The sequence below is a fragment of the Chroococcus sp. FPU101 genome, from assembly GCF_017312365.1.
Lineage (GTDB): Bacteria > Cyanobacteriota > Cyanobacteriia > Cyanobacteriales > Microcystaceae > Chroococcus.
Genome location: NZ_BLJI01000017.1, coordinates 15,950 through 41,885 on the forward strand (window position 1 = coordinate 15,950; position 25,936 = coordinate 41,885).

Sequence of the window (25,936 nt, forward strand, 5' to 3'; positions counted from 1 at the left end):
GAGGAATAATCCGTTTTCGGTATGGGTGATGTTTTTGGTTAATCGTTTTTCGTTTAACGATACAGCATTTGGTAAATTAAACAGCGCGGTGTACCTCTTTTTGTTTTATATTGGCTTGGCTGTTCTCTTTGCCAGAGAAGCTTTATTGCTTCTATGATTAATTTATCATGTTTGCTCAGTTAGGCTAGTCTTTTATACAAAAATTGACATTAAAGTTAGTTTACACTCGTAAAATTACTAAGTTTTGTAAATTGACTAGGACATTTCGAGCATTTTTTGAATAGGTCGTAAAGCTGCTTTTTGAATCGCTTCGGGTAAAATAATTTCTGGTTTTTGATGTTTCATGGCTAAATACAACTTTTCTAGTGTATTCAATCGCATATGTGGACATTCATTACACGCACAATTATTAATGTTTGGTGCAGGTATAAATTGTTTTTGCGGTGCTTCTTTTTGCATTTGATGAATAATCCCTGGTTCAGTCGCTACAATAAAAGCTTGACTCGGACTTTTTTGACAGTACTTAAGCAAAGCTGTCGTTGAACCAATATAACTCGCATGACGCAAAATAGAAGTTTCACATTCAGGATGGGCAATGATTTCAGCTTCAGGATGTACAATTTTTAATTGAACTACTTGGCGTTCGGAAAAGGTTTCATGAACGATACAACTACCTTGCCACAGCACTAACTCTCGTCCCGTTTGCTCACTGACATATCGCCCTAAATTCCGATCAGGTGCAAAAATAATCGGCTGATCTAAAGGAATCTGATTAACAATTTTTACAGCGTTAGAACTGGTACAAATAATATCACTCATCGCCTTGATTTCGGCTGTACAGTTGATATATGAAATCACTAGATGATTGGGATATTGTGCTTTAAAATGGGCAAATTCTTGGGGGGGGCAACTATCGGCTAATGAACATCCCGCATCTCTATCGGGTAATAATACCAATTTATCTGGATTTAGGATCTTCGCGGTTTCGGCCATGAAATGAACACCAGCAAAGACAATGACATCAGCATCCGTCTGAGCCGCTTGTTGTGATAATCCGAGCGAATCGCCGATATAATCAGCAATATCTTGTATATCTGGATCTTGATAGTAATGCGCCAAGATAACAGCGTTTAATTCTCGTTTTAAGTCATTAATGGCTGTAAATAAGTCATCAGGCATTAAATGAGCTACGTTTCGGTTTTGGGTTAGGACGGTGGTTAGCACAGTTTACAAATCTTTATGGTTATTTTTACCATAATAATCACAACAGTTCATCTAGTATAACAATTTTTTGAGGCTAAGTATTGAAATGACTATTTGGTTAATCGGGGGAACGAGTGACAGTGCTATGCTTTCTCAAGAAATGATCATTCATAGTATTCCGACTCTTGTCACCGTAACCACAGAAAGCGCGAAACACCTTTACCCAGTGTCTTCCCTATTAACCGTAAAAATAGGTAAACCTGATCCAAGTGAGATAACCGCTATTGTCGATGCGTCTCACCCTTATGCTAGCGAAATTACTAAGTACGCGATCGCACTATCCCATCAGAACCATATTCCCTATCTACGGTACGAACGTCTAAACATTGAAGCGCAAACAGCCATTGAATTAGATAGTTTTGAAACCCTGCTTGAGAGTGATTATCTAACAGGACAACGGGTTTTACTGACCGTCGGATACAAAGCTTTACCATTATTTCAGCCCTGGCAAAATCGAGCAACCCTTTATACTCGGATTCTTCCTGTTGTAAACTCGTTATTAGTGGCTACTGCTGCTGGCTTTAGTAGCGCTCGTATTATTGCCTTGCGTCCTCCGATTAGTCTAGAACTAGAAAAAGCCCTTTGGTTACAGTGGAAAATATCACTCGTTGTCACCAAAGCATCTGGAATACAAGGAGGAGAAGACATCAAACGCTTAGTCGCACAAGAATTGAATATCCCTTTGCTAGTCATTGCTAGACCAAAAATATTTTATTCCATGCAAACCAGTTCAGTCTCAGAAGTCATCACCTTTTGTCATCAATATTTCAAGAGATAATTAATCATGTCAGATTCTATCACACCCGCTATCAGCGATCGCATTTGCCAACACATGAACGAAGATCACGCCGAAGCGATCGTGCTTTATGCTAAAGTTTACGGCAACACACCCAATGCTCAAACCGCGCAAATGTCATCAATTGATCCACAAGGGATGAATTTAGCCGTACAAATCAATGGCGAAACAGTACCCGTTCGAGTAGAATTCGATCATACCCTCAAAGATTCTGAAGACGCACATCACACACTAATTGATATGGTCAAAGCGGCTAGAAAAGGGTAGGAGACTCCCCTGCTAACTGTAATATATCAGTTATAACCTTCTGAGATATCCACATTCCTTTACTCTGAAGAGACTAAATGACAGGTAATACTGAGGAGAGATAGCCTAACTGTTTCGCTTTAATTAAAATACTCAATGTTCCTGTATATTTTAACTAGGATAAACTAGCAATTCGTCTAGCCAACTGGTCATCCATAATTAAAAGACTACCAGAATTTTCTAATCCTATGAGGGTTGATTATGGCGATCGCTAAACAGATACAATTATCAGAAGAATTTATTTTACCTCCTGATGAGATAGAAAGCGACGAACCCGAATTTGAATCCTCATTACATCTACAACAAATTATTCTGCTACTCCAATGTCTTGAGTGGTTATGGCAAGACAGAAATGATTTCTTTGCGGCGGGCAATCTCTCCGTTTACTATATCTATAATAGTCCTGAACAACCGACTAAATTGAGAGACTTTTGTGGGCCAGATTTTTTCGTAGTCTTAAATACCGTTAGAAAAAACCGTAAAAGTTGGATGGTTTGGAGAGAAGGCGGAAAATATCCGAATCTGATTGTTGAAATTCTCTGCGATAGTACTGCTAAAGTAGATCGCACCGAGAAAAAACAACTCTATCAAGATGTTTTCCGTTTACCTGATTATTATTTTGATCCCGTAACACTAGAATTTGCAGGATTTACCCTAGTCAGTGGGCAATATCAACTGCTACAACCCAATGAGCAAGGATTGTTATGGAGTGAGCAGTTAAAGCTATATTTAGGAGTATACGAATCACAATTGCGCTACTTTACTTCAGAAGGTGAATTAGTCCCAACACCAGAAGAATTTGCTAAACAAGCACAGTCACAATTAGACGAAGCACAACAACTTGAACTCGAACGACAAGAAAAAATACGCACAACAAGAAGTAAAACAACTCAAAGCACAATTAAAAGCGTTAGGCGTAGAACCAAATCTCTAAATGTAAAGTAAAATGAAGTAAAAATTATATTATTCTCTTTTTATGCAGCAAACCGCCTTAAACCTTGTTGCGATCGGTGTCTTTCTCATGACGCTATCGGTTTTTATGGTTCCCCTTTTAAACATCTCGCCCTTTATTCCTGCAGCAGCAACATTAGGAGTAATGGGACTCGCTACACTAGATACATTTACGTGGCAGGGACGCGGTGTTACTTTATTATTAGATCGTTTTGCACCGACTGAATATCGTCAACGAGTGATTCATCATGAGGCGGGACATTTTTTAGCTGCTTATTTGCTAGGAATTCCGATCGCAAATTACAGCATAACGGCGTGGGATGCGCTCAAACAAGGACAACCTGGACTCGGTGGGGTACAATTTGATCGGGCTGCCATCGACGAAAAAATTCAAGATCCGCGAGAATATTCGTTACTCATCGAGCGACTGTGTACTGTTTGGATGGCGGGAATTGCAGCAGAAAAACTAACTTATGGCTCATCAGAAGGTGGAGAGGGCGACTCGCTACAACTACAGATGGCCTTAAAATTAGCAGGCGTACCCGAATATAGTTATTCACAGAAACAAAGCTGGGGACTCGTACAAGCCAAAAATCTGCTAGAACGCAATCAAACCGCTTATAATGCTTTAGTGCAAGCCATGAGTCAACGCGCTTCAGTCGAAGAATGTATCAATGTAATTCAACAAGTCTAGAATGCAAACGCTAACAAATTCGCGTCAACTGTCTTTAGTCGTACTTCGGGAAATTTATCGACGTGAAGCTTATACAGATGTTGCCTTGGATCAAGGGTTAAAAAAAGCGAATTTGTCGAATGTTGAGCGCAACTTAGCCACAGAATTAGTATATGGAATTGTCAGACGACAGCGAACCCTAGACGCTTTAATCGATCAACTGGGTAAAAAAAAAGCGAATCAACAACCACCCGATTTAAGAATTATTCTACAAATTGGTTTATATCAGCTTCGTTATTTGACTCAAATTCCAGAATCAGCCGCCGTCAATACAACAGTAGATCTAGCGAAAAAGAACGGATTTACACAACTTTCAGGGGTTGTTAATGGATTATTGAGAGCCTATGCACGATTAGCAAAACAAGATGATCCGTTGATCTTATCTGTTGATCCAGTACAAAGATTAGGGATTTTATATAGTTTTCCCGATTGGATGATTAAACTATGGATCGAGCAATTGGGTCAAGAGACGACAGAAAGCTTATGTGAGTGGTTTAATCAATCTCCATTACTAGATCTTAGAATTAATCCACTGAAAACAACGTTAAAAAAAGTTCAAGAGACTTTTTTGGAGAATGGAATTAAAGTATCACCTGTCGCTCATCTACCACAAGCCCTACGATTAATTAGTGGTTCTCGTAGCATTGTTGATCTACCAGGATTTGAACAAGGATGGTTCACTGTACAAGATAGTAGCGCACAATTAGTTACTCATCTACTTGGGCCACAAATCGGTGAGACAATTATTGATGCTTGTGCGGCACCAGGTGGAAAAACAACACATATCGCTGAGTTAATGGAAGATGATGGGATTATTTGGGCTTGCGATCGCTCTGCATCTCGTTTAAAAAAGCTACAAGAAAACCAAAAACGCCTAAATCTTAGATCAATTCGGATTTTAACTGGTGATAGCCGACAGTTTAGCCAATTTTTAGAAAGTGCCGATCGCGTTTTACTCGATGCCCCCTGTTCGGGGTTAGGCACCCTACACAAACGCCCTGATCTTCGGTTTCGACAAACCCCTGAACGTATTAATGAACTGGTACAACTGCAACAAGAACTCTTAGAACAAACCGCATCTTGGGTAAAACCGAAGGGAATATTAGTTTATGCCACCTGTACTCTAAATTCGGTAGAGAATGAAAGAGTTATCGAAAACTTTTTAAAGAGACATCCAAACTGGATGATACAACCTCCGTCGGTTGATTCCTTTTTGACAGTGTTTGCTACTGAACAAGGTTGGCTGAAGGTTTTACCGAACCGACATCAAATGGATGGCTTTTTTATCGTTAAGCTAGTAAAAGGACTTTAAATGATGAATGACTTAACAAAAACCAAACACCTTTTAAAAATACTGGTTGGTGTGGCTTGGATCGATGGTGTGGTTCAGCCAGAAGAACAAGAGTATTTGCACAAAAAAGCGCAACAATATGGATTAGCTGATGATAGTGAGCTTAAATCGCTTCTTTCTGGGCTTAAACCTGTCCGTCCTCAAGAATGCTATCAGTGGCTAGAGGAGTATTTAGGAACTCATCCCAAACAAGATGATTATGAGAAACTCTTAGAAACGATGGGAGCAATGATCTATAGCGATGGCGATGTTCAAACCTCGGAGGCAGAACTTTTGACTAAAGTCCAGCTTCTCGATCCCGCGAATGAAATGGCTCATTCGGGTTTTGATAAACTGCTCAAAACCATTCAGAAAGCTTATCGCAAAGCAGTTAGTCAAAAACTGTAAATTCGTAAATTGTGACGAAAGGGAGGGGGTTGCCGTTCCCCTCTAACCATAGCTTGCAATTAAGTCTTACTTATATATATACAAATCTATCTCAATATCCTTAAATATTGACTATTGTCTATAAAAGAAGTAGAATTGAAAAAATAAAATAATGTATATTGATTAGGGGGATAAAGAAGTTGATTCAGGCAACCCTACATCAGCTAAAAGTATTCGAGGCAACAGCCCGCCATAGTAGCTTTACGAAAGCAGCAGAAGAACTATATATTACTCAACCTACTGTTTCTACCCAAATAAAGCAACTTACCAAGGCTGTCGGTTTACCCTTATTTGAACAAATTGGTAAACGTCTCTATCTAACTGAAGCTGGACAGGAATTATTAAACACTTGTCAAGAGATCTTTGATAAGCTAGAAAACTTCGAGATGAAAATCGCGGACTTAAAAGGCACTAAACAAGGACGCTTGCAATTAGGAGTGATCACCACAACTAAATATTTTATTCCTAGAATATTAGGTGCATTTTGTCAACAGTATCCAGGCATTGATATTGCTTTACAAGTGACAAATCATCAAAAGTTACAGGAACGAATGATTGCAAATGAAGATGATTTGTATATTTTGAGTCAACTGCCTGAAGATATAGATCTTCATCATCAAGCTTTTTTGGAAAATCCGCTAGTCGTTGTAGCCAGATACGATCATCCTTTAGCAAATCAGAAAAATTTACCAATTTCCTGTTTACAAGATGAGCCTTTTATCATGCGCGAATCAGGTTCTGGAACTCGTCAGGCGGTACAAAAACTCTTATTCCAAAATGATGTTTCTGTAAAAGTTCGTCTAGAACTCGGCAGCAATGAAGCGATTAAACAAGCGATCGCAGGAGGATTAGGAATTTCTGTCTTATCCAAACATACTCTAAGCACAGAACCCTCTAGAGGAGAATTAACAATCTTAGATGTTGAACATTTTCCGATTGAGCGCAATTGGTATGTTGCTCATTTAGCTGGCAAACAGTTATCGGTGATTGCTCAAGCCTTTCTAAGTTATTTATTAGAAGCGAGTCAACATCTTACCATTCCAGAGCCGATGGATACGAGTAACACTAATGGGAGAAATCAGTTTAATGAGCATAACCCACTATTACTAACTCGTATTTGATGAATCTTATATCAATTTTTGTAGAGACGTACGCCCCTTGCCGTGGCACGTCTCTATCATGGTGCATTTCTACAAATTATGTAATGAGATGATCGACATCTAAGATAAAAACAGTCATCGTCTTATTTTCCGACGGAATTAGCATGACATGACTAGCTGATCCTAGAGTATCAGCGCGACGATAAGACTCTGGTAAAAGGCGAATTTGAGAAAGCGAAACATCGATTAAAGTTGGTGCTTGAGTCACCCAAAGCGCGAAAGTTTCACCAATTGTCGTTTTAGTTAAAATCAAATAACCTTTTTGTGAGGGGCTGTCTCCTGAATCGAATTCAGGAGCTTGTACACCCCGTCCGACAGCGATCTCAGAACTCGTTTTAAAAAATTGTTGATGTAAATCAATAACCGTAATTTCTTGGTTATCAATATGAGCGACACCAAAGGAACTTAAACCACTGCCAAAAACAGGCGTATAGTTAATGACTTTTTGAACCAGATCAACCGATAAAGCCAAATGTAATTTCTCCACATCAAACAGCAGAAATTTACTTAAAGATTGATGGCTAGGGGTTGAAAAAGTTAGATTTGATGACACTTGGGGTTCGGTTGTTGTTAAGGGAGTGTTCATAGTTAAAAGATCTAATCAATATATTAAAGATGAGCTAAAGAGGGTTCAGCCGTCTGTGAAGCGATCAGATTTTTAATCGATGCTAAGAATTGTTGCTCAATATAAGGCTTAGTAAAATAAGCACTTGCACCTAATTGGAGTGCTAACTGGCGGTGTTTTTCACTACTGCGAGAAGTCAACATCGCTACTGGAATTTGAGTTAAAGTGAGATCCCGTCGGCGTTGTCCTAAGAACTCAAACCCATTCATATTAGGCATTTCGACATCACAAATCACTAATTGAATACCGCTATTTTGTTGAAGTTGTTCTATTGCTTCGCGCCCGTCTCTCGCTTGCAACACCCGATAGCCTGTTTTTTCTAATGTAAGAGCCAGTGTTCTGCGTAAAGCTGCCGAATCATCGACAATTAAAAGCGTAGGTGTTTGCGACATAGAGGCTACTGGAGGAGTTGTTAAAATGTCACTACCTTCATTTGAAGCGGATCGCGTGTCGGGACTAATATCAAGGAATTGTTCAAGCAGAATAATCGCATTAACAACAGGAAGTAAAGTCCCATCGCCTAAGATCGTACAACCATAAGTATAGGTCGGTGAAGGGATCGCACTGCCAAATGGTTTAATCACCAATTCTTGCTCACTCACCAGTCGGCTAACTTCTAGAGCACAGAGTTGTTGTCCACGACGCAAAATCAATAACGGAAGCCCCCAATCTTCGGGAGATGGAACCGTAGTAGCTAAAGCTTTACTCATGTTATTTTCGCCCAATGGACAGCGATAATCAAATAATTCGCCGAAAACATAGATCGGAATCAGATGCCCCGCAAACTTTAAAAATCGTTGATGTCCCGACATCTTAATCTGATCTGCTTGAGGAACGATAATCTCTTCAATACTATCGGAAGGAATAGCAATCCCCGTTGAGACATTTCGATTTCGTTGGGGGTGGATCATACATACTAACAATTTAGCGATCGTCAGTGTCAAGGGCAAACGTAGGGTAAAAATAGTTCCTTGGTAATAGCTAGAAGAGACAGTAACATTTCCTTTGAGTGATTGGAGTTGCGCTTTAACAATATCTAAACCCACTCCTCTACCCGATAACTCGCTTACCTGTTCAGCCGTCGAAAATCCAGGTTCAAAAATCAGGTTAGAAATTTTATCTTTAGAAAGGACTGCCGCTTGTTCTGGAGTAATTAAACCCCGTTTGATCGCTTGTTCTTTAATTTTTTCATCATTTAAACCACCGCCATCATCTTTAACCTCAATAATTGTTTGGTTTCCCTGATGATAGGCTCGAATTTCGATTAATCCTTCTGTGTTTTTATTTCGTAGTGAGCGTACTTCTGATGATTCAATGCCATGATCGAAAGCATTTCGCAGTAAATGTAAGAGTGGATCATACAGTTTTTCGAGAGCAACTTTATCGACTAAAACCCCTGTTCCCACTAATTTGAGTCGTACTGGTTTGTGATATCTCGCCGATAAATCTCGTAGAACGCGAGGAAAACGATTTAAGACTTCTCCTAACGGTAACATTCTGGCCCACATTAATTCATCACGAAGTAGAGTGAGCATTTGTCGTTGTGTTTCAAGGGTTTGGTTAGAACCTCTGGCAAATAAAACAATATCATCCACCGATTCTTCAAGCTGGATCATCTCTTCTAATAATCCTTGAATCGAAGAATACAACTTGCCGTAGCGATCCATCTCTAAAGCATCAAAATCGGATTTTTCTGGGGGTAAAAAGCCTTTTTCGAGGAAACCTTTACTTGTCTTACCAGACCATCCCTCATAACGAGACGCATCAATTAACATTTTATCTGATACATCTCTGAGTTTTTCGGTGATTTTGCTAAAACGATTCATACGGTTCAGCAGTTCTTTAACTGATCCTTGTAGTTGTTCATTTTGGAGCGATAAACTATTACGGTTAATCGCTAACTCACCGACTAAATTATTCATCCGTTCTAAACGATTGAAATCAACCCGTACTGAAAGGGCAGCAGGTGTATGTGTTGACTCGGTTTTAGCGATTGGTTTGGCTTCTGGAATGGAGGGTTGGGCTTGAACTTGAGGCAGTTTTTCTACCGTCGGTAATTGCTCAAAATCTTGGGCGATCGCTCTTATAGCTTCGCTGAGTGAAATCGAGGCTGGATCGCTAACGGGTGGGACAATTTCTGGTATAGGCTCAGTTTCTGGAAGACTTAGAAAAACTTCATCAAGAGTAGGAACATTTAAAAAGACTTCATCTAAACTTAATGTTTCTGATACCTCCGTATTTTCTAGTTCGGTGCTAAAAACGTTTTCTATTAAAGCATTGCCTAAAATTGGCTCATTATCAAGATCAAAAACATTGCCTAAATTCTCGATAGAAAGAACGCCGACATCCGTTTGTCCGCCTACAAAATTCAGTAATTCACCAAGAACATAGTTATCTACCGTATGATCTCCAGCTAAAATCATAGCTTGGGCTTGTTGCCAATTAGAAAGGGCAAGTTCAGTGATCCGACGGATGTCTTCTGGATAAGCATTCAGCAGGTTTTGAACTGTTTGACCAATCGCGCTAAAACCTTCTAAATTAAACATTTGAGCTAAACCATCAAAAAGTTCGATTGTCGAGTGTATCTGCTCATTTATTTCCTGTTCTGTACCTTTTTCTAGAAAGACTGCTATCGTTTCTAAACGTTGGGTGACATCGACTTCAAAAACAGAGGCAATCAAATCAACTCCCAAATCAGCCGAACTAGGTAGATATTCATCACCTTGATTGAGAGCATCGCCTAAACGTTCTTCTATTTGGCTTAAAATCGGTTGAGCTTTGGCTAGTAGGGTTTCTGGCTGATGGGTTCCTGTATTGATTTGCTCAAGTAGTGGCTCTTTTAGACAATCAAATCCTTGTAAAAGCAGAGTTTGTAGTTCTTCATCTAAAATAACTTCCTCACGATATAAGGCTTTAAAATAATCTTCTAAACGGTGGGAAAGGGTACGAATTGCTTCTAGACCAACACTAGCCGAACCGCCTTTAATTGAATGAGCCGCCCGCATGATTTCATGAACCTTAGCAGGGGTGCGTTCTTCTCTCAGTGTCAGTAATCCCATTTCAATCACTTGTAATAAATCGGTTGCTTCTTCAATAAAAAAGCAATAGGCTTGATCCTGAAAGTCTGGCTCTGGAGTAGGTTGTGGTTCAGATTTTTGTAGGGCTAACAGTTCGGGACTGGGATTACCCCCCGAACGACGATCCCCACTCTTTACGAGTTGCTGTGCGGCTTGCCAATTGGCGATCGCTACTTCGGTAATTTTTTCGGCTTGTTCGGGATTGTTTTTCAAGGCGACTAAAACCGCTTGACCGATACTTGCAAATCCAGGCAAATTTAGTAATTCAGCTAATCCCGCGAACATTTCTACACTAACTTGTAATTCTCGCCAAACCTCTAACCCATTACGTTCAACAAGAACCGTCGCCAGTCGTTCTAACTCCTGTGATACATCGACTTCAAAAATAGAGGTGGTGATATCAATGCCTAAATCAGTCGAACTGGGTAAATAATTTTCTGACTGGTTTAGCGCATCACCTAAACGTAGATCGAGGGCGGCAAAAATCGGAGTTGCTTTAGCGATCGCTGCTACCTCGTCAAACTCCCCTTGAGCGATTTGCGCGGTTAGGGGTTCTTTAAGACAATCAAAGCCTTGTAGTAGCAGGTTTTCTAACTCTTCGTCTATCGTGACATCGAGGTACAAAGCTTTAAAATAATCTTCCAGACGATGGGCGATCATTTTTAAAGTATCAAGTTCTAAGCTTGCCGCACCACCTTTAATCGAGTGAGCCGCCCGCATCATTTCATGTATTCTCGCGTTATGCGACTTTTGAAAGTCGCTAGAACAATCTTGTCGGATGTTGAGTAATTCCGATTCGATAATTTGCAGTAATTCGGCTGCTTCTTCAATAAAAAAGCGATAGGCTTGGTCACGAATGTCTGAATGGATCATAATGCTTTGTCCTTAAAGATAGACTAAACCTTAAATTGACCGACGCTACTCGAAAGATTTTGAGTAGTTTGTAGGACGTGTTCGATAGAATTGGCTACCGTTTGCGCGCTTTTCAGGGTTTTGTGAGATATCGTTGCCACTTCAGTCATCGTTGCTCTGACGCTGCCTCCTGTTTCGCTTTGTTGTTGGGCCGATTTTGCGATCGCTTCAACTAACTGACCAATTTCTTGACTAGCTGCAATGATTTGCGAGAGGGTGTGGCGCGTCTCATCTAACAACTGACTGCCGACGGCAACTTGTTCGGTTCCTGTTTCCATCGTGGCGGCTACTTCGCGGGTAAGAAGAGAAATACTATCGACAATGGCTTCAATTTCGGCACTCGCTTCGGCTGATTGAGTAGCCAGCATTCTGACTTCATCGGCAATCACCGCAAAACCTCGACCCTCTTCGCCTGCTCGTGCAGCTTCAATTGAGGCTTTCAGTGCTAACAAATGGGTCTGAGCCGCAAATCGGCTAATTAAATTAACCACTTTAGAAATCTTTTTCGATGATTCCCCTAAATTAGAAACTTTTTCGGCAGTATGAGTTACCGTGTCCCGAATGGCGATCATCCCTTCTACGGTTTGATTCATCACCGCTTCGGAAGCCTCTACCGTATTGAGGGTTTTTTCAACGGTGGCGAGGGCGAGTTGTGCATTAGTCGTCACCTGAGCAATAGCACCCATCATACTTTCAACATGATCGACAGTAGACTCGATTTCCTCCACCTGTTGATCAGCTTGTTGGGACAAGGCAAAAATTGTTTGTTCAGAATCATTTGTACTACTGGCTAACTGATGGGTTGTTGATTGCACTTGAGTAACAATGTGTCGTAAACTCTCAACAATGGCGTTGTATGAGTCTGCGATCGTACCAATTTCGTCTTCGGTGACAGTGGCTCGAATCGTCAGATCACCTTGTCGCACTGGGTCAACTTCGATCAATAATTCGATAGCTCGTTGTTGTAATTGTTCTTTGGCTTGACGTTGTTGCAGGGCGACTGATGCTTGGGTAAGAAGTAGTTGCGATCGTTCTAGGGCGACTCCAATTTGAGTAGCGATTTGAGACAGAAAATCGATTTCGGTATCTTCCCAATATTTAATTCCACGACACTGATGAGCAATCAGTAAGCCAAATAATTCATTACCAATAATAATCGGCGTGACCAAATTGGCTTTCACAGCAAACGGTTCTAGTTGTTGTAGATGGCAAGTGGTCAGATTAGCCTGATAAATATCGGGGGTAGCAACGACGCGCCCTTGTCGATATTTCTCCACATATTTTTCGGCAAAACAAGGATCGCCAATTCTGGCATTAAGCGCAACGGGATAACGATCATCAACGGATTCCGCGATCACAGTTCCCATCCAGTTCGCATCGAAGCGATAAACTATCACCCGATCTACCTGCATCGCTCTTCTGCACTCCGACACCACTGTTTGATACAAATCTTCATCTTTTTGACTCCGCGCAATTTGTCGCGTCAAATCTTTTAAACGCATGGCTAAACGAGAATCAAGAATATGTCGGCGGCGTGAGTTAACCCGTTCGTGAATCACTTGTAAATGACTACTCAATTGTTTAAGAAAGTTAATTTCGGTTTCTTGCCATTCTCTAGTTGAATCACATTGATGCGATTTTTGAAAGTCGCGATGAGCAATCAACAAGCCAAATAAATCATCCTCGTTCATAATCGGTAGAATGACACAGGCTTTCACTTGTAGTTGTTGTAGCAGTCGTTCATGCGCGGGATGTAATTTGTGATGCGACTTTTGCTCGCTATGCTCAATATCGTTGATTACAAAAATACGCTCTTGACGATAGGCCGCTAGGAGTTCTTGAGGGAAAGTATCTTCAATTCGTTGGGTTAAGGCACTCGGGCAAGATAATTCGCGGGCCTCATGGGTAACACTGCCCCGACCATCGTTTGTTATGCGATAAATTAGTAGACGGTTAGCTTTAATAATTTGACGAGCTTCTTTAAGAGCTTGGGTCAAAAAGGGATCTAAACGGGTTTCGTCTAGTTGTTCAGGAAGAGACAAACGCGACAAAAAACGAAACATTTCAGCCTGTTCTTCTAGATATTGGTTGTGAGAAACGATGTTATCCGCCATTTCATTAAAGTTACTGGCAAGTTGACCGACTTCATCTTGTGAATCAATGTTTGCTCTGGCTTTGTATTCTCCGTCGGCAAATTCGGCGGTAATCTGTTGTAATCGTTTAATGGGACGCGTAATTGAGCGACTAATACCCCACGCCAACAGGGGAACAAAACAGAGCATTAATCCTGAAAGCAGTCCTTGGGTCAATAAACTGGCATTCATAACCCGTTTAAGGGCAGTTTCAGGATCGCCATATACTAAAACAGCAACTGCTTCTCCTTTTGAATTGGGTAAGGCTTTGGCGGCTAAGTGATAGGTTTGTTGACCGATCGTTCCTGTTCCTGAAATAACTTTATTTTTGGCGTTGATGGCTTGTTTAAGTAGGGTTTGATCAGCTAGTGGAATATCAAAATTTGACTGACGAAGTTCGTTTTTTTCTAAGGATGAGGCGAGGGCAAATTTACCATTTCCGTAGCGTTGGTAAATGGCAGTATACCCATCGTCGGTATAGGTGTTTAAAGTCTTTTGAACAATTTCTTTTTTAGCGTTGACGATGTTTCCTGCGACTAAAACGCCGATGACTTTGCCGTTATCGGATGTTTTAACGGGTGTTAGGGTATAGCGAATTAATGCGTCTTGATTGGTTAAATTCTTAGAACGCTCAGTACCTTCTTTTTGGAAATCTTGCCAAGGAACGATTTCACTTGTACTCAGTTGTCGAGGTTGTTTGAGAACGCTACTAACAAGTTGATTGGGATTAAATTTTTCACCTGTGCGTGTGCTTGGATTACCCGAAGCGATAATCTCTAAATTTGGGCTGACTAAGGTTGCATAATCAAGGTTTTGAATTTTGATTTCTTGACGTAACAGATCTTTTAACGCTTGGGTTAAATTAGGGGGTAGCGGTTGCCCCGAAGCCTTTAAGCGGGCTGCTTCAATGACAGTCAGATTATTCGCAACAGCCGCAAAACTGACCTCCATATTCTCAATTTGGTTGTTGTAGTTGAGTTCTGTAACCGCGAGTTGGGTTTTGATCTGGTTTTGTAGTTGCGATCGCAAGCTTCCTTCTAAAACTTTCGCTCCTAATAGGGGAATTCCTGCAAGAGACAAAAAGATCAACAGGGTAATCAGTTGGGTTTTTCTTTGAATGGGTAGATCGGCAAATTTCTGACTCAATGAATAAGGCTTTGAGGTGTTCATAGGTTATCCTTCTAGGGGTAAATTGATTAAAATACCGCCAATGACATCGCCGTCTTGAAAAACTTGATCACGATAGCGTTGTTTACAGTAAATATAGTCTGATGCCATCAAATCGGGCGAAAAGCTGGCGGTTTCTGTCATTTGGGGTTGACTGGCACAAGCAATCCAAGTCATGATTTTATATGAAATATTCATACTCATTGATCCAAATCCAAATTTACTCAGTGACTTTGAACTGACTGACGCTTTCTTGCAAGGCGAGTGAGACTTGCAAGAGTTTTTTAAAGGAGTCGGAAACTTGAGCCGCTTCAAGTGAGGTTTTATCCGATACGGTGGCAATTTGGGTCATGGTTTGAGTAACGGCTTGCGAGGTCAGTGATTGTTCAACAGCCGCTTTAGCAATGGCTTCGACTAATTCGTTAATCTGAATACTGACGGCGGTAATTTGGTTAAGACTTTTACGGGTTTCATCGACTAACTTGGTACCGAGGACAACCTGTTCGGTTCCAGACTCCATCGCCGCTACTACGTCGTTGGTTTCTGCTTGAATACTAGCCACTAGGGTTTCAATTTCGGCGGTAGCTTGTGCGGATTGTCGAGCCAGCGATCGCACTTCGTCAGCAACGACCGCAAAGCCTCTTCCTTCTTCTCCTGCGTGGGCGGCTTCAATCGAGGCATTCAAGGCGAGTAGGTTGGTTTGATCGGCAAAACTGCCAATCAGGTTGACGACTTTAGATATTTTTTGTGAAGATTCTCCCAAACGCTTGACTTTTTTTGCTGTTTCTGCTACAGTTTCCCGAATTGCCATAATCCCATCGACAGTACGGTTCATGGCGATTTCACCCGCTTCAACGGTAGAAGTAGCTTGTTGGACGGCGACTTCGGCTTGTTCGGCATTCTTCGCGACTGCTGAGATCGAATCCGTCATGATTTGAATTCGTCCTAAAGCCGAAGCGATGTTGTTGGCTTGGAAAGATGCGTCTTCACTGAGGGCAGATACGGAAATTTGATTATCGTTGGTGGTGCTGGCTAACTCTTGGGCGGCCTTTTGCACGCTTGTTACGATTTTCCGTAAGTTTTCGATGGTGGCGTTATAAGAGTCAGCAATGGTTCCGATTTCGTCTTCTGTGACATGAGCGCGAATGGTTAGATCGCCTCGGCTGACGGGATCAACTTCCATCAACAACTCTAAGGCTCGTTTTTGCATTTGTTCTTTCGCTAAACGCTGTTCGACTTCGGCTTGTCGTTGTTGTTCAAGCAGGGTGGTTCTTTCAATCGCTAGACCGACTTGGGTGGCAACTTGGGCAAAAAAATCGATTTCGCTTTGTTCCCATTTGCGAGGGGTAGAACATTGATGGGTGACTAATAATCCGAGTAATTCCCCTTTATGTAAAATGGGGGCTACCATATTCGCTTTGACTTCAAAGGGTTCTAATTGTTTGAGGTGGCATTCCGTCAAACCTGCTTTTTTAATATCTGTTGTGGCTTGGACTCGTCCTTTACGGTATTTTTCCACATATCGCTCCGCAAAGCAGGGATCATCAATCTTGGCACCGATAGCGGCAGGAAACTGACTATTAACCGATTCGGCGATGATTTTGCCTCCCCATTGCGGATCAAAGCGATAGACAATAGCACGATCGCTATTTAAGGCTTTCCGTAATTCTTTGACCACCAGATCAAAGACTCCATCTGAGTTTAAGGCGGTCGCAATTTTTAGGGTAATATCTTTGAGAGTTTGGGAGCGTCGGGCATCTTCGCGCCGAGACATTTGTATTTTCAGTCGATCTAGGTTAATACTTAATTGTCAGCGACTTGTTGCGTAAATTTCAACTCTCTGGCTGTCCACTGATGGGGAGTTCGACAATAATGCACGACCAACAAGCCATACAATTCCCGTTGTGAGATGATAGGAACAACTAAATTAGCTTTGACTTGCAAGCGACTTAATAGCTGTTGGTGTTCGGGGTGAAGTGCAGCCCCTGCTACATCTCTCATCGCTTGAATTCGTCCCAGGCGATAGGCTTCAAGTAATTCTTTGGGGATGCAAGGATCAGTCAATGCTTCTCTTAAGGCACTACCGACACCCCCACTGAGTGATTCATAAACGATTTGACCACTTTGATCGGAATTAAGACGATAAATCACGACGCGATCGCAATCTAATTGTAGACGCAATCCATCTAAGGCTTTATTAAAAATCGGTGTCAAGGCTTCTTCTGTATCAAGACTATCCGCTAACATGGTGCTACTGATCTCGGTTAGTAAATTCGCTTGTTGCACCGATGAAGCTTGTTCTTGAACCAGAGATTTTAACTGATAGGTCATGGCGTTAATGTTATTGCCTAAAACCGCAAATTCATCTTCTCCAGTAACTTCAACTTGTGTATCTAGATCCCCTTGACCAATCTTTTTAACGGCTGATGCGATCGCTCTAATTGGTCGTGTTGCTTTTTCGGCTAGAATTCCTGCTGTGCCTGCGACTCCTGCGGCGGTGGCAATACCGAGTAAGGGAATTAGATAAAGCCATTTGGCAGCAGCAAAGGCCTTATCCTTGTCTTGTGTGACGGCAAGTCGCCAAGAGAGTTGATACTTATCTTGCAGTTCTTTGGGTTGGGTATAAGCAACTAAGGCTGTTTGTCGGTTGAGGGTTTCTAATAATGTTCCCGTTGTTGGGGCTAAGGATTGACGGAGTTGATCATAGATCTTGGGAAAATCTTTACTGAGTGTTTTACCCAGATTTTGAGACTGATTTGAAGCCGCTATTTGACCATCAGAATTAATTAAAAAGTAATTTTCGATGCCTCGTTCGATTGATTGACGAAACAGTTGATCAAGATTTTTTAAAGGAATATTACCTTTTAAAATGCCAATCAGTTTACCTGTATTTTGCTCTATGACGGGAACGGCAATATTAAAACTAGATGTTTCTGTTGTTTTATTAATTTGAGGTTCACTGATATAAGGACGTTTTGTTTTTAAAACCGTTTGAAAATATTTTTCATTGTCTTGGCGGTTTAGTTGTGTGTTACTGTTTTGGGCGATCGCATTGCCTTGTAAGTCCAATAAAACTAAGCTGCCAAAATAGGGATGTACTTCCCGAAAACGCTGTAATGCTTGATTTCGGGTTTCTGTGGTTGTAATTGAACTAATCTGCGGTAGGGTAAAAATATCTTGTCGAGCTAGTCCGACTAGGTTAGTATAGCGATTATTAATAAAGTCTTGAAGTTGTTCGCCTAATCCAATCACCTTCGTTTCCATATTCTGACGAACTTGTTGATTAATCAGATTACTACCAACAAGATAAGCACTGGTTCCAACGAGAGCAACAGGAACTAAGCCAATGAGTAGAGAAGCGAGGGCAGCTTGAGAACGTAAATCCCCTTTCCAAGAGAAAAAACCTGGATTTGTTGAGAATTGCTGGTTTTTTTCTTGATCGGATTCAAAAAAGACAGGTGAGGGCTGATTTAGGGCTTCGCGTTGGTGGTGATGTGAATTTAGCGTTAAATTCTCACTCGAAAAGGAAAGTGATGAATCGCTAGTCAGACTCTCTGAAGGTGGAATCGTCGAAAAAGAAGGATCAGGAATGGGCTGTGATTTGGGGGTCATGAAGTTCACCTCTGTTGATTGAGGATTACAAGAGCGCAACAAGAACTACTCTTAGAATTCCCCAAAAATCGATTAAACTAACAAGACTTTATTGAGAAGTATTAAGCCACAATTAATCGTCTAACAAGGAACTAACGATCACAGTATTATGTCCCATTTTTATAGAACGATAAAGGGCTTTTTGGGCTTCGTGAACCAAAAAACTAATTCTCATTTCTGTTTTAGGGATGAGGCAAGCAACACCTAAATGTGTGATTAAACCTAAAGTTTTCTCACTTTCCCAGAGTACGATATTTTGAAGAATTCGTTCGGCAATCTGGGTAGCTCCTTTGACATCGGTTTCGGGTAAGATAATCCCAAATTCTCGATCTGTATAACGGGCAATATAATCTGATGCTCTTTGCACACCATTTCTAAAAATTTGACTGACCTGTTTTAAATAACGATCGGTGTCTGAATCTTCAATGTTATCATCGTCAAGTTTAGTAAAGCCAATATTACACAAAATCAGTGCTAGAGGGGTTTGATTTCGGGTCATGCGTCGCCATTCTAGTTCTAGTGTCTGATCAAAGCCTCGGCGATTTCCTGTTTGAGTATATTCATCAATATAACAAAGAGCCTGTAAACGTTGATTATCTTCTTTTAAGCGTTTAAGTTGATTGTCAATTAAATTGACTAAATCTAGTTGTCTTTGGAAAAATTGACGATACAATTCACAACGCGGAACTACGCCATTCTCGACTATTTTAATCAAGCCTAAACTTTCTAAATGATAGACGGTAATGGTTTCTAATTGGACTGGCTCACTAGATGTAACAACTTTTAACCAAGCGGATAATAATTCTGGATATTCTTGTAATAAAACGACATAATTCTGAAGGTGTTCTCGATAAATTCCTGTCTGAGTTGAGGCTTCAGCAATAATGGTTTCTAAACTCATCTCTCGCCAACACATATAATAAAAAGCGAGACGGACTAGATAGGGATGTCCCCCAACTAAATTCATTAAAGATCGAGCCTTCTTAAACCCTTGTTCATTCTTCCAATTGAGTCGATGACGTTCGGCTAATTCTTGAATTTGTGGGAGGGTAAATTCAGGAATCGTAATCGGTAATCCAATATTAAAAGGTGATTCATTAAAACGCAACGGGATATAGATTTCTGTAGAATGCACTAAAATCAATCGTATTTTTTGCCAAATGTTTGATTGTTGAGCTTTTTCGTGCCAGAAACGCAATAGAGAAAGTAAATTTGATGCTATTTCGGGATAGGCAAAAATATAGTGTAAATCGCAAAATGAGATCACTAACGGTTGTTCTAGATGCGATAAGATATAATTTTCTAAATAAACACTACAATTCATTTTACTGCCAGTTTCTTCACCCCAGTAGTCATTCAACATGGGTTTTAAGGAAAGTTGACGGCTAATAACTGTACATAGCCAACGTAGTAATTTATCTAAATTTTTTAAAATAGATTGATCAATTTCTTTAAAATCAATTTGGATAGTATGATAATCGGCAATTTGAGCCTGTGCAATAATTCTTAATAAAAGAGAGCTTTTTCCCATTTTTGAGGGAGCTTTGAGACGAATCACCCCACCTGGTTTATGTAATTCCATAAAGGTTAGTTCTTCAATGGGGGGACGTTTAATATAATAAATGGAGTTGAGAGGAACAGGTCCGTAGGGTGATTCGGGAGAGACCGAAGGCTGAACGAGTGAAGTATTAAACGTTGTTGTTAAACGTTGCTGTTGTTGTTCAGATAATAAATAACTTTTCAGCTTATCGGCAAAATTTGTTTTAGTAATACTATCGTTCAATAGCACTGAAAGTTCTTGCCACAGTGCCGAGGCAATATTTTTTAAATAAGCTTCTTGATAATGTAAGGCGATCGCCATCTGACTATACGTGCTGCCATCCCATGCCAAACGCAGTACCTGTTCTTGCAAAGGCGTTAGCTTTTTGGGCCCAGACACTTCTAATAATCGAATGACCTCATCAATTGACATGGAAAGCGAGTCTGTTAATAGATCAGAGGTGATCATAAAAGCCTTCTCATAGTATGGAAAACCCTTAAGTGAAGTTTTCTTTCGCAATTATTGATTTTTGATGGTTAGGGAAAATCTAACTAACTTTATTGTTACTAAAAACCGACTTTTGACACTTGACAAATAGGATATTGTTTGCATGATCCAGTCTATTATAGCAAAAAAATTTGAAATTGACCACCTTATGTCAAATTTTTGTCAGATCGCTTACTCGTTGCCGAAAAGATTAAGATCAAAAAAAATGCCCCTTTCTAAGACAATGCCCTTACCCCGACTATTTTTGCTTTTCCTCGGTCTGACACTCATTCTAGGGATGATTTTGTGGTTGGTCAACTCAATTTACCGACTTTATATCTCAATTTCTTTTACTGCCCCAATATTTGCTAATTTGCTTTTATTGCTGATTATGGCTCTTCTGGGGCTATTAATCTATATATTTGTTTATTATTTCTATCTTAGTCCTAAAGAAAAAAAATCACGGCGTAAGTCTCGTCAAATTTCTCCTACTACCTTACCCCCTCTTCAAAAAACCGAAGCCGCCGAAGAAAACCTAAAAGCCATTCGTCAACAAGTTCAACAAATTCAAGATCAAGTTTCACAACAGGTTTTATTTAAACGTTCCCAAGAAATAGAAACAAATCTTGCACGAGGTGAATTACAAGTTGTCATTTTTGGGACTGGTTCGGCGGGTAAAACGTCTTTAGTCAATGCTTTAATTGGGGAAATGGTGGGCAATGTCGAAGCAACGATGGGAACAACTGAAGTCGGGGAAACCTATCGTTTGAAATTAAAGGGTTTAGCCAGAGAAATACTAATAACGGATACACCAGGAATTTTAGAAGCAGGAGTCGCGGGAACGGAACGAGAAAAACTAGCCCGACAACTGGCAACCCAAAGCGATTTATTATTATTTGTGATTGATAATGATTTACGACAATCTGAATATGAACCTTTGCAATATCTAGCAGCTATGGGTAAACGATCGCTGTTAGTCTTTAATAAAACCGATCTTTATACTGATGAAGATCAACAAGTTATCTTAAAACAATTACGAGAACGACTCAAAGGTATTATCTCTAGTGCTGATATTATCCCCATTGCGGCAAACCCTCAACCCCTGCAACTCGAAAATGGACAGATTTTCAGCCCTGAACCCGAAATTATTCCTTTAATCAAACGACTCGCTACTGTGTTACGGGCAGAAGGTGAGGATCTCGTCGCTGATAATATCCTATTACAATCGCAACGTTTAGGGGATGAAGCCCGCAAAATCATTGATCGACAACGACGCAGACAAGCGGATCAAATCATTGATCGATATCAATGGATAGGCGCGGGTGTTATTGCGGTAACTCCTCTACCAGTTATTGATTTACTGGCGACAGTTGCGGTTAATGCTCAAATGGTGGTAGAAATTGGGCAGGTGTATGGATGTGAAATTAATAGCGAACGAGGAAAAGAATTAGCTATCTCTTTGGGGAAAACATTAGTAAGTCTGGGAGTGGTCAAAGGGGCGGTAGAATTATTGGCTAGGGCATTACAAACCAATATTGCGACTTATATTGTTGGTAAAGTGATTCAAGCGGTTACGGCTGCTTATTTAACGAGAATTGCAGGAAAAAGTTTTGTAGAATATTTCCGACACGATCAAGATTGGGGCGATGGGGGAATTTCTGAGGTTGTGCAGCGACAGTTCCAATTAAGCAAAAAAGATGAATTTATTAAAGCTTTTGTAGTAGACGCGATTAATAAAGTTGTTAAACCGTTTACTGATGTTTGGAATACAGAAGAGGAGAAAGATGAAGATGACGTTGAATTAACGCCTCGGAGTACATCAACACAGATTCAAATTCCTGATGATGATTGGTAAAAAAAAATTTTTAGCTAGGGTATTGGCCAATTGACCCACCTTGTATTATATTTGTAATAATCAAAAAAATAGTAAACACGCGCCGTCCCAAGGAGTAACACTTTCAATGTTAAGAATTCAAGCCATATCTACCAGTTTGTTGCTGCACAAAGCCATGATTTGGCTAGGCTTCGCAGTGTCAGGCGAGGGTGTGGGCTTATTTAACCTTGAATGCTTGGGTGGAAAAAGTTATTTTAACGGCGAGATTAATATTAACCAAGATAATCGACCTAATTTTATTCGCGATCGTCATTTAACAGCCAAAGCATTATCCAAAAAGACAAGCGGGAGGTACAGAAACCGAGTCACTGTACCTGTATAAAACGAAGTAACTTAACCCCTTACTTGACCCCGCATTCAGACTGAAAGCGGGGTTTTTTAATTCTCTTAAAATGTTTGGGATAAAACCGTGATTCAAGCAACTGAACCTTTACAACAATCGGTAGTCGTTTTTTCGACTAACTACCTGCCTATTAGTCGAGTCAATATCCGACGGGCTATAGTGCTTTTAGTAACGGAAAAAGCTGAACCGATGGACTTGGAAACAGAAACGTATACGGAAGTACGATCGCCCAATTTGATTTTACAGGTTCCTGCTTATATCCGTCTCAAATTTCAAAGTGCTGAACGGATTTGGAAAGTTCCCCCCGTAAACCGTCGAGAATTGTTACGTCGAGATCACTATCAATGTCAATACTGCGGAAGTCGTAAAAAATTAACCATCGATCACGTTTTACCCCGTAGTAAAGGTGGTCAACACACTTGGGATAACGTCGTGATTGCCTGTGAAAGTTGTAACACTCGTAAAGGCGATCAAACTCCGCAACAAGTGGGAATGATTTTACACACGACTCCAAAAGCCCCCTGTCATCCTGCTGTACTATTTGCCGAAGAGTTTTGGGGCAAACGATAAAGGACTAGCAAAATTGTCCTTTTCAAACCGATTTATCTTTTAGAGGGATTCAGATGTTAAAACTGACTTATACTACAAATGGCTTTCATTTAGAGCATTTAAGCCAGTCAATTGAAGAATGGGTTAATACACGTGTTTTACTTGCCATGCGTTCTGGAACGGGTTTAAGTGTTGAACCGAGTACCGCTTGCTTTTTACTACCCCAAAACTTAGCAGATTTAGCTACCTTAGAAGAGATGGGAGAGGATACTTTATCTGTTTCGCAGTGTGATGCTGAATTAGTCGAAATCAGTTTAGAGGGAACTTGGTTAACATCTGATGTTGAAAGTGATGAGGGTTTATTTGTCTGTGTGATGGATGAATATACTGAGTCTTTTCTTTATCAATTGTGGAAAAATGCCCAGTATCAATTAACGGTTAATAGTTAAGATCCATCATTATTTGTAAGGGTGCGGAATGCACCGCCGCTTGTGAACCGACTTTCAAAGTCGGTTTGGTCGGCGGTTTGGTGATCAAATCCTTACGCCCTCTCTCTTTCCATCATCTATCACTTAAGAAAAATATTATGATGGATTTTTTTGATAAACTTCCGCGCTGGCTACAAATTGGGATTATTTTTCCGATCGCTTTTTTAAATGCTTGGCTTTTAACCCTGCTTATTAGTTATTTTGAGCCGTTATTTAGTATTTTTATTACTGCTACTTTACTGGCTTTTTTACTAGATTTTCCCGTTAGAGCATTACAAGATCGCGGAATTCGTCGTGAGTTGGCAATTGGTCTAGTTTTATTGGTTGCTGTTCTGATTTTAGTGATTTTAAGTGTAATTCTATTTCCGATAATTATTCAACAATTAACTGATTTAATTACAAATTTACCAGGGTTATTAGAAGCGAGTCGCGAACAGATAAAAACGGCTGAACACTGGACAATTATTCAAAAATTATCGATTAATATTCAAGAATCCATTGATCAGTTATTGAATAACTTTTCTTCGGTTCTACAATCCATAAGTTCTAATCTCTTGAATTTTATTGTAGGAACGATCGGTAGTTTAGTTAATGTGGCTTTTGTTTTAATTCTAACGGTCTTTTTAGTTTTAACAGGTGAACAGGTTTGGGATGGTATTTTTAGCTGGATTCCCACACCTTGGAATACGCGATTAAGAGAATCTTTGCAACAACAATTTGAAAACTATTTTGCTAGTCAAGCAATCTTGGCAGGAATTTTAAGTACCGCCCAAACCCTTGTCTTTGGTATTTTAAATGTTCCTTACGCGCTTTTATTTGGTGTTTTGATTGGTGCGACTACACTGATTCCTTATATGAGTGCTGTAACGATTTTAATGATTAGTACAATTTTAATGCTACAGCAATTTAGTTTAGGATTAAAAGTTTTAATTGCTGCTTTTATTGTCGGTCAAATTAATGATAATATTGTTGCTCCGCGTTTGATGGGAGGAATGACAGGTTTAAATCCAGTCTGGATTATTATTTCTTTATTTATTGGTGGAAAAGTTGGTGGGATTTTAGGTTTATTGATTGCCGTTCCGATTTCTAGTGTGATTAAAGGTGTGACTGATTCTTTGAGAGATGCGAATGCAAAAAATCAGAATTTAATTATTGAAACTGTTAAAAATACGTTAGAGTGAACATAAAAAAAGTCAAATTATATGAACAAGGAATCTAAAACTGATTATTCTTCCAAAGATGCTTTAGACAATCTAGATAACTATGATTTAAGCACATCTGTTCGAGGTAAATATGATGACCAATATCAAGCTTTAAAAGGGAATATTCCTAGAAGAATCCATACTAATGACGGTACTAAACAAGTTATATTACATACAGTTAAAGCTAAAGGAATTTTAGATGAGCAAGGGAACTTTAAAACTAATATTATTTCAGAACTATTATCTGGAGAGTACGAAATAACAATGATTATTGAAGAAAATCAAAACAGTAATGAGTAGGCTATTGGTAAACCTACTCTAATTGATTACGAATTAGATTGTAATTCGTCTAAACGGGCTAACACTTCTGTACTATGAATAGCAGGTTGAACACCGAGAAAACTAGCTTTTAATATCCCATCTGGATCGATAATATAGGTATGACGCAAGGACATCGCACCTAACCAAGAACCATAGGCTTTACTCACTTTTCCAGTAGTATCAGCTAATAGAGGAAACTTTAAGCCTTCAGAATCACAAAATTCCTCATGAGATTCTGTATCATCAGCACTAACGCCTAAAATTTGTGTGTTTTTGGCTTGATATTTCGGTAAATCTTGTTGAAAACGACGCGCTTCTAAGGTACAACCAGGGGTAAAATCTTTGGGATAAAAGTATAAAACGACCCATTGTCCCCGATAATCGGACAAAGAGATGTTGCCATCACCCGTATTTGTCGGTAAAGTAAATTCGGGCGCAGCTTGGTTAAGCGTGGGTTGAGTGCCACCTAATGCCAATGCTACTGGATTAAAATTAAAAAAGGTTAGGATAACGATCGCAATACCGACAAGACTCTGCAAAAACTGTCTGCGTAACATATAAAA

The 25,936-nt window shown here is 40.0% G+C and carries 22 protein-coding genes; 13 read left to right on the forward strand and 9 right to left on the reverse strand.

Annotation, left to right across the window (positions count from 1 at the left end; all coding sequences use genetic code 11):
- Positions 1-255: 255 nt before the first annotated feature.
- A complete protein-coding gene (gene nadA, locus CFPU101_RS15020) occupies positions 256-1,224 on the reverse strand; it encodes a quinolinate synthase NadA (protein ID WP_374191959.1) in 969 nt (322 codons plus the stop codon).
- 85 nt (positions 1,225-1,309) lie between these two features.
- On the opposite strand from nadA, the gene CFPU101_RS15025 reads away from it, so the two are divergent.
- From CFPU101_RS15025 to CFPU101_RS15060, 7 genes are all read left to right on the forward strand, one after another.
- Entirely contained in the window at positions 1,310-2,041 is a 732-nt protein-coding gene (locus tag CFPU101_RS15025) for a cobalt-precorrin-6A reductase (RefSeq protein WP_206816156.1), read from the forward strand.
- 6 nt (positions 2,042-2,047) lie between these two features.
- The gene (locus CFPU101_RS15030) at positions 2,048-2,326 is read left to right on the forward strand and encodes a DUF2470 domain-containing protein (protein WP_206816157.1); all 279 of its coding nucleotides are present in this window, start codon (positions 2,048-2,050) and stop codon (positions 2,324-2,326) included.
- Positions 2,327-2,566: 240 nt separating this feature from the next.
- Positions 2,567-3,310 (forward strand): Uma2 family endonuclease, encoded by a 744-nt coding sequence (locus tag CFPU101_RS15040; RefSeq protein ID WP_206816158.1) that lies wholly within the window; start codon positions 2,567-2,569, stop codon positions 3,308-3,310.
- Positions 3,311-3,341: 31 nt separating this feature from the next.
- Positions 3,342-4,010 carry an ATP-dependent Zn protease gene (locus CFPU101_RS15045; protein ID WP_206816159.1) on the forward strand — a complete coding sequence of 223 codons (669 nt, stop codon included), beginning with the start codon at positions 3,342-3,344 and terminating at the stop codon, positions 4,008-4,010.
- 1 nt (position 4,011) lies between these two features.
- On the forward strand, positions 4,012-5,361 hold the full coding sequence (locus CFPU101_RS15050) for a 16S rRNA (cytosine(967)-C(5))-methyltransferase (RefSeq protein WP_206816160.1): 1,350 nt from the start codon (positions 4,012-4,014) through the stop codon (positions 5,359-5,361).
- Between the two features lie 3 nt (positions 5,362-5,364).
- Positions 5,365-5,787 carry a TerB family tellurite resistance protein gene (locus CFPU101_RS15055; RefSeq protein ID WP_206816211.1) on the forward strand — a complete coding sequence of 141 codons (423 nt, stop codon included), beginning with the start codon at positions 5,365-5,367 and terminating at the stop codon, positions 5,785-5,787.
- 179 nt (positions 5,788-5,966) lie between these two features.
- Positions 5,967-6,947 carry a LysR family transcriptional regulator gene (locus CFPU101_RS15060; RefSeq protein ID WP_206816161.1) on the forward strand — a complete coding sequence of 327 codons (981 nt, stop codon included), beginning with the start codon at positions 5,967-5,969 and terminating at the stop codon, positions 6,945-6,947.
- Between the two features lie 76 nt (positions 6,948-7,023).
- Here CFPU101_RS15060 and CFPU101_RS15065 read toward each other — a convergent pair whose 3' ends face one another.
- The 7 genes from CFPU101_RS15065 to CFPU101_RS15090 form a co-directional block, all read right to left on the reverse strand.
- Positions 7,024-7,572, reverse strand: coding sequence for a chemotaxis protein CheW (locus CFPU101_RS15065; RefSeq protein WP_206816162.1), 549 nt, complete (start codon positions 7,570-7,572; stop codon positions 7,024-7,026).
- A gap of 23 nt (positions 7,573-7,595) precedes the next feature.
- The gene (locus CFPU101_RS15070; protein ID WP_206816163.1) at positions 7,596-11,561 is read right to left on the reverse strand and encodes a hybrid sensor histidine kinase/response regulator; all 3,966 of its coding nucleotides are present in this window, start codon (positions 11,559-11,561) and stop codon (positions 7,596-7,598) included.
- 23 nt (positions 11,562-11,584) lie between these two features.
- Positions 11,585-14,902 (reverse strand): GAF domain-containing protein, encoded by a 3,318-nt coding sequence (locus CFPU101_RS15075; protein ID WP_206816164.1) that lies wholly within the window; start codon positions 14,900-14,902, stop codon positions 11,585-11,587.
- Positions 14,903-14,905: 3 nt separating this feature from the next.
- Positions 14,906-15,076: a hypothetical protein gene (locus CFPU101_RS25645; RefSeq protein ID WP_242578011.1), complete on the reverse strand. Its 171-nt coding sequence runs from the start codon at positions 15,074-15,076 to the stop codon at positions 14,906-14,908.
- 43 nt (positions 15,077-15,119) lie between these two features.
- Positions 15,120-16,673 (reverse strand): methyl-accepting chemotaxis protein, encoded by a 1,554-nt coding sequence (locus tag CFPU101_RS25650; protein WP_242578012.1) that lies wholly within the window; start codon positions 16,671-16,673, stop codon positions 15,120-15,122.
- Between the two features lie 29 nt (positions 16,674-16,702).
- Positions 16,703-18,511 (reverse strand): GAF domain-containing protein, encoded by a 1,809-nt coding sequence (locus CFPU101_RS25655; RefSeq protein ID WP_242578018.1) that lies wholly within the window; start codon positions 18,509-18,511, stop codon positions 16,703-16,705.
- Between the two features lie 112 nt (positions 18,512-18,623).
- Positions 18,624-20,558 carry an AAA-like domain-containing protein gene (locus CFPU101_RS15090; RefSeq protein WP_206816165.1) on the reverse strand — a complete coding sequence of 645 codons (1,935 nt, stop codon included), beginning with the start codon at positions 20,556-20,558 and terminating at the stop codon, positions 18,624-18,626.
- Positions 20,559-20,820: 262 nt separating this feature from the next.
- Here CFPU101_RS15090 and CFPU101_RS15095 point away from each other — a divergent pair, with 262 nt between their 5' ends.
- The 6 genes from CFPU101_RS15095 (at position 20,821) to CFPU101_RS15120 (ending at position 25,352) form a co-directional block, all read left to right on the forward strand.
- On the forward strand, positions 20,821-22,431 hold the full coding sequence (locus CFPU101_RS15095) for a YcjF family protein (RefSeq protein ID WP_206816166.1): 1,611 nt from the start codon (positions 20,821-20,823) through the stop codon (positions 22,429-22,431).
- Between the two features lie 106 nt (positions 22,432-22,537).
- Positions 22,538-22,792: a hypothetical protein gene (locus tag CFPU101_RS15100; protein WP_206816167.1), complete on the forward strand. Its 255-nt coding sequence runs from the start codon at positions 22,538-22,540 to the stop codon at positions 22,790-22,792.
- 87 nt (positions 22,793-22,879) lie between these two features.
- Positions 22,880-23,383: an HNH endonuclease gene (locus CFPU101_RS15105; protein ID WP_206816168.1), complete on the forward strand. Its 504-nt coding sequence runs from the start codon at positions 22,880-22,882 to the stop codon at positions 23,381-23,383.
- Between the two features lie 53 nt (positions 23,384-23,436).
- Entirely contained in the window at positions 23,437-23,811 is a 375-nt protein-coding gene (locus CFPU101_RS15110; RefSeq protein WP_206816169.1) for an alr0857 family protein, read from the forward strand.
- 137 nt (positions 23,812-23,948) lie between these two features.
- A complete protein-coding gene (locus CFPU101_RS15115; RefSeq protein WP_206816170.1) occupies positions 23,949-25,031 on the forward strand; it encodes an AI-2E family transporter in 1,083 nt (360 codons plus the stop codon).
- A gap of 21 nt (positions 25,032-25,052) precedes the next feature.
- Entirely contained in the window at positions 25,053-25,352 is a 300-nt protein-coding gene (locus CFPU101_RS15120) for a hypothetical protein (RefSeq protein ID WP_206816171.1), read from the forward strand.
- Positions 25,353-25,378: 26 nt separating this feature from the next.
- Here CFPU101_RS15120 and CFPU101_RS15125 read toward each other — a convergent pair whose 3' ends face one another.
- Entirely contained in the window at positions 25,379-25,930 is a 552-nt protein-coding gene (locus CFPU101_RS15125) for a peroxiredoxin (protein ID WP_206816172.1), read from the reverse strand.
- Between the last annotated feature and the right edge of the window lie 6 nt (positions 25,931-25,936).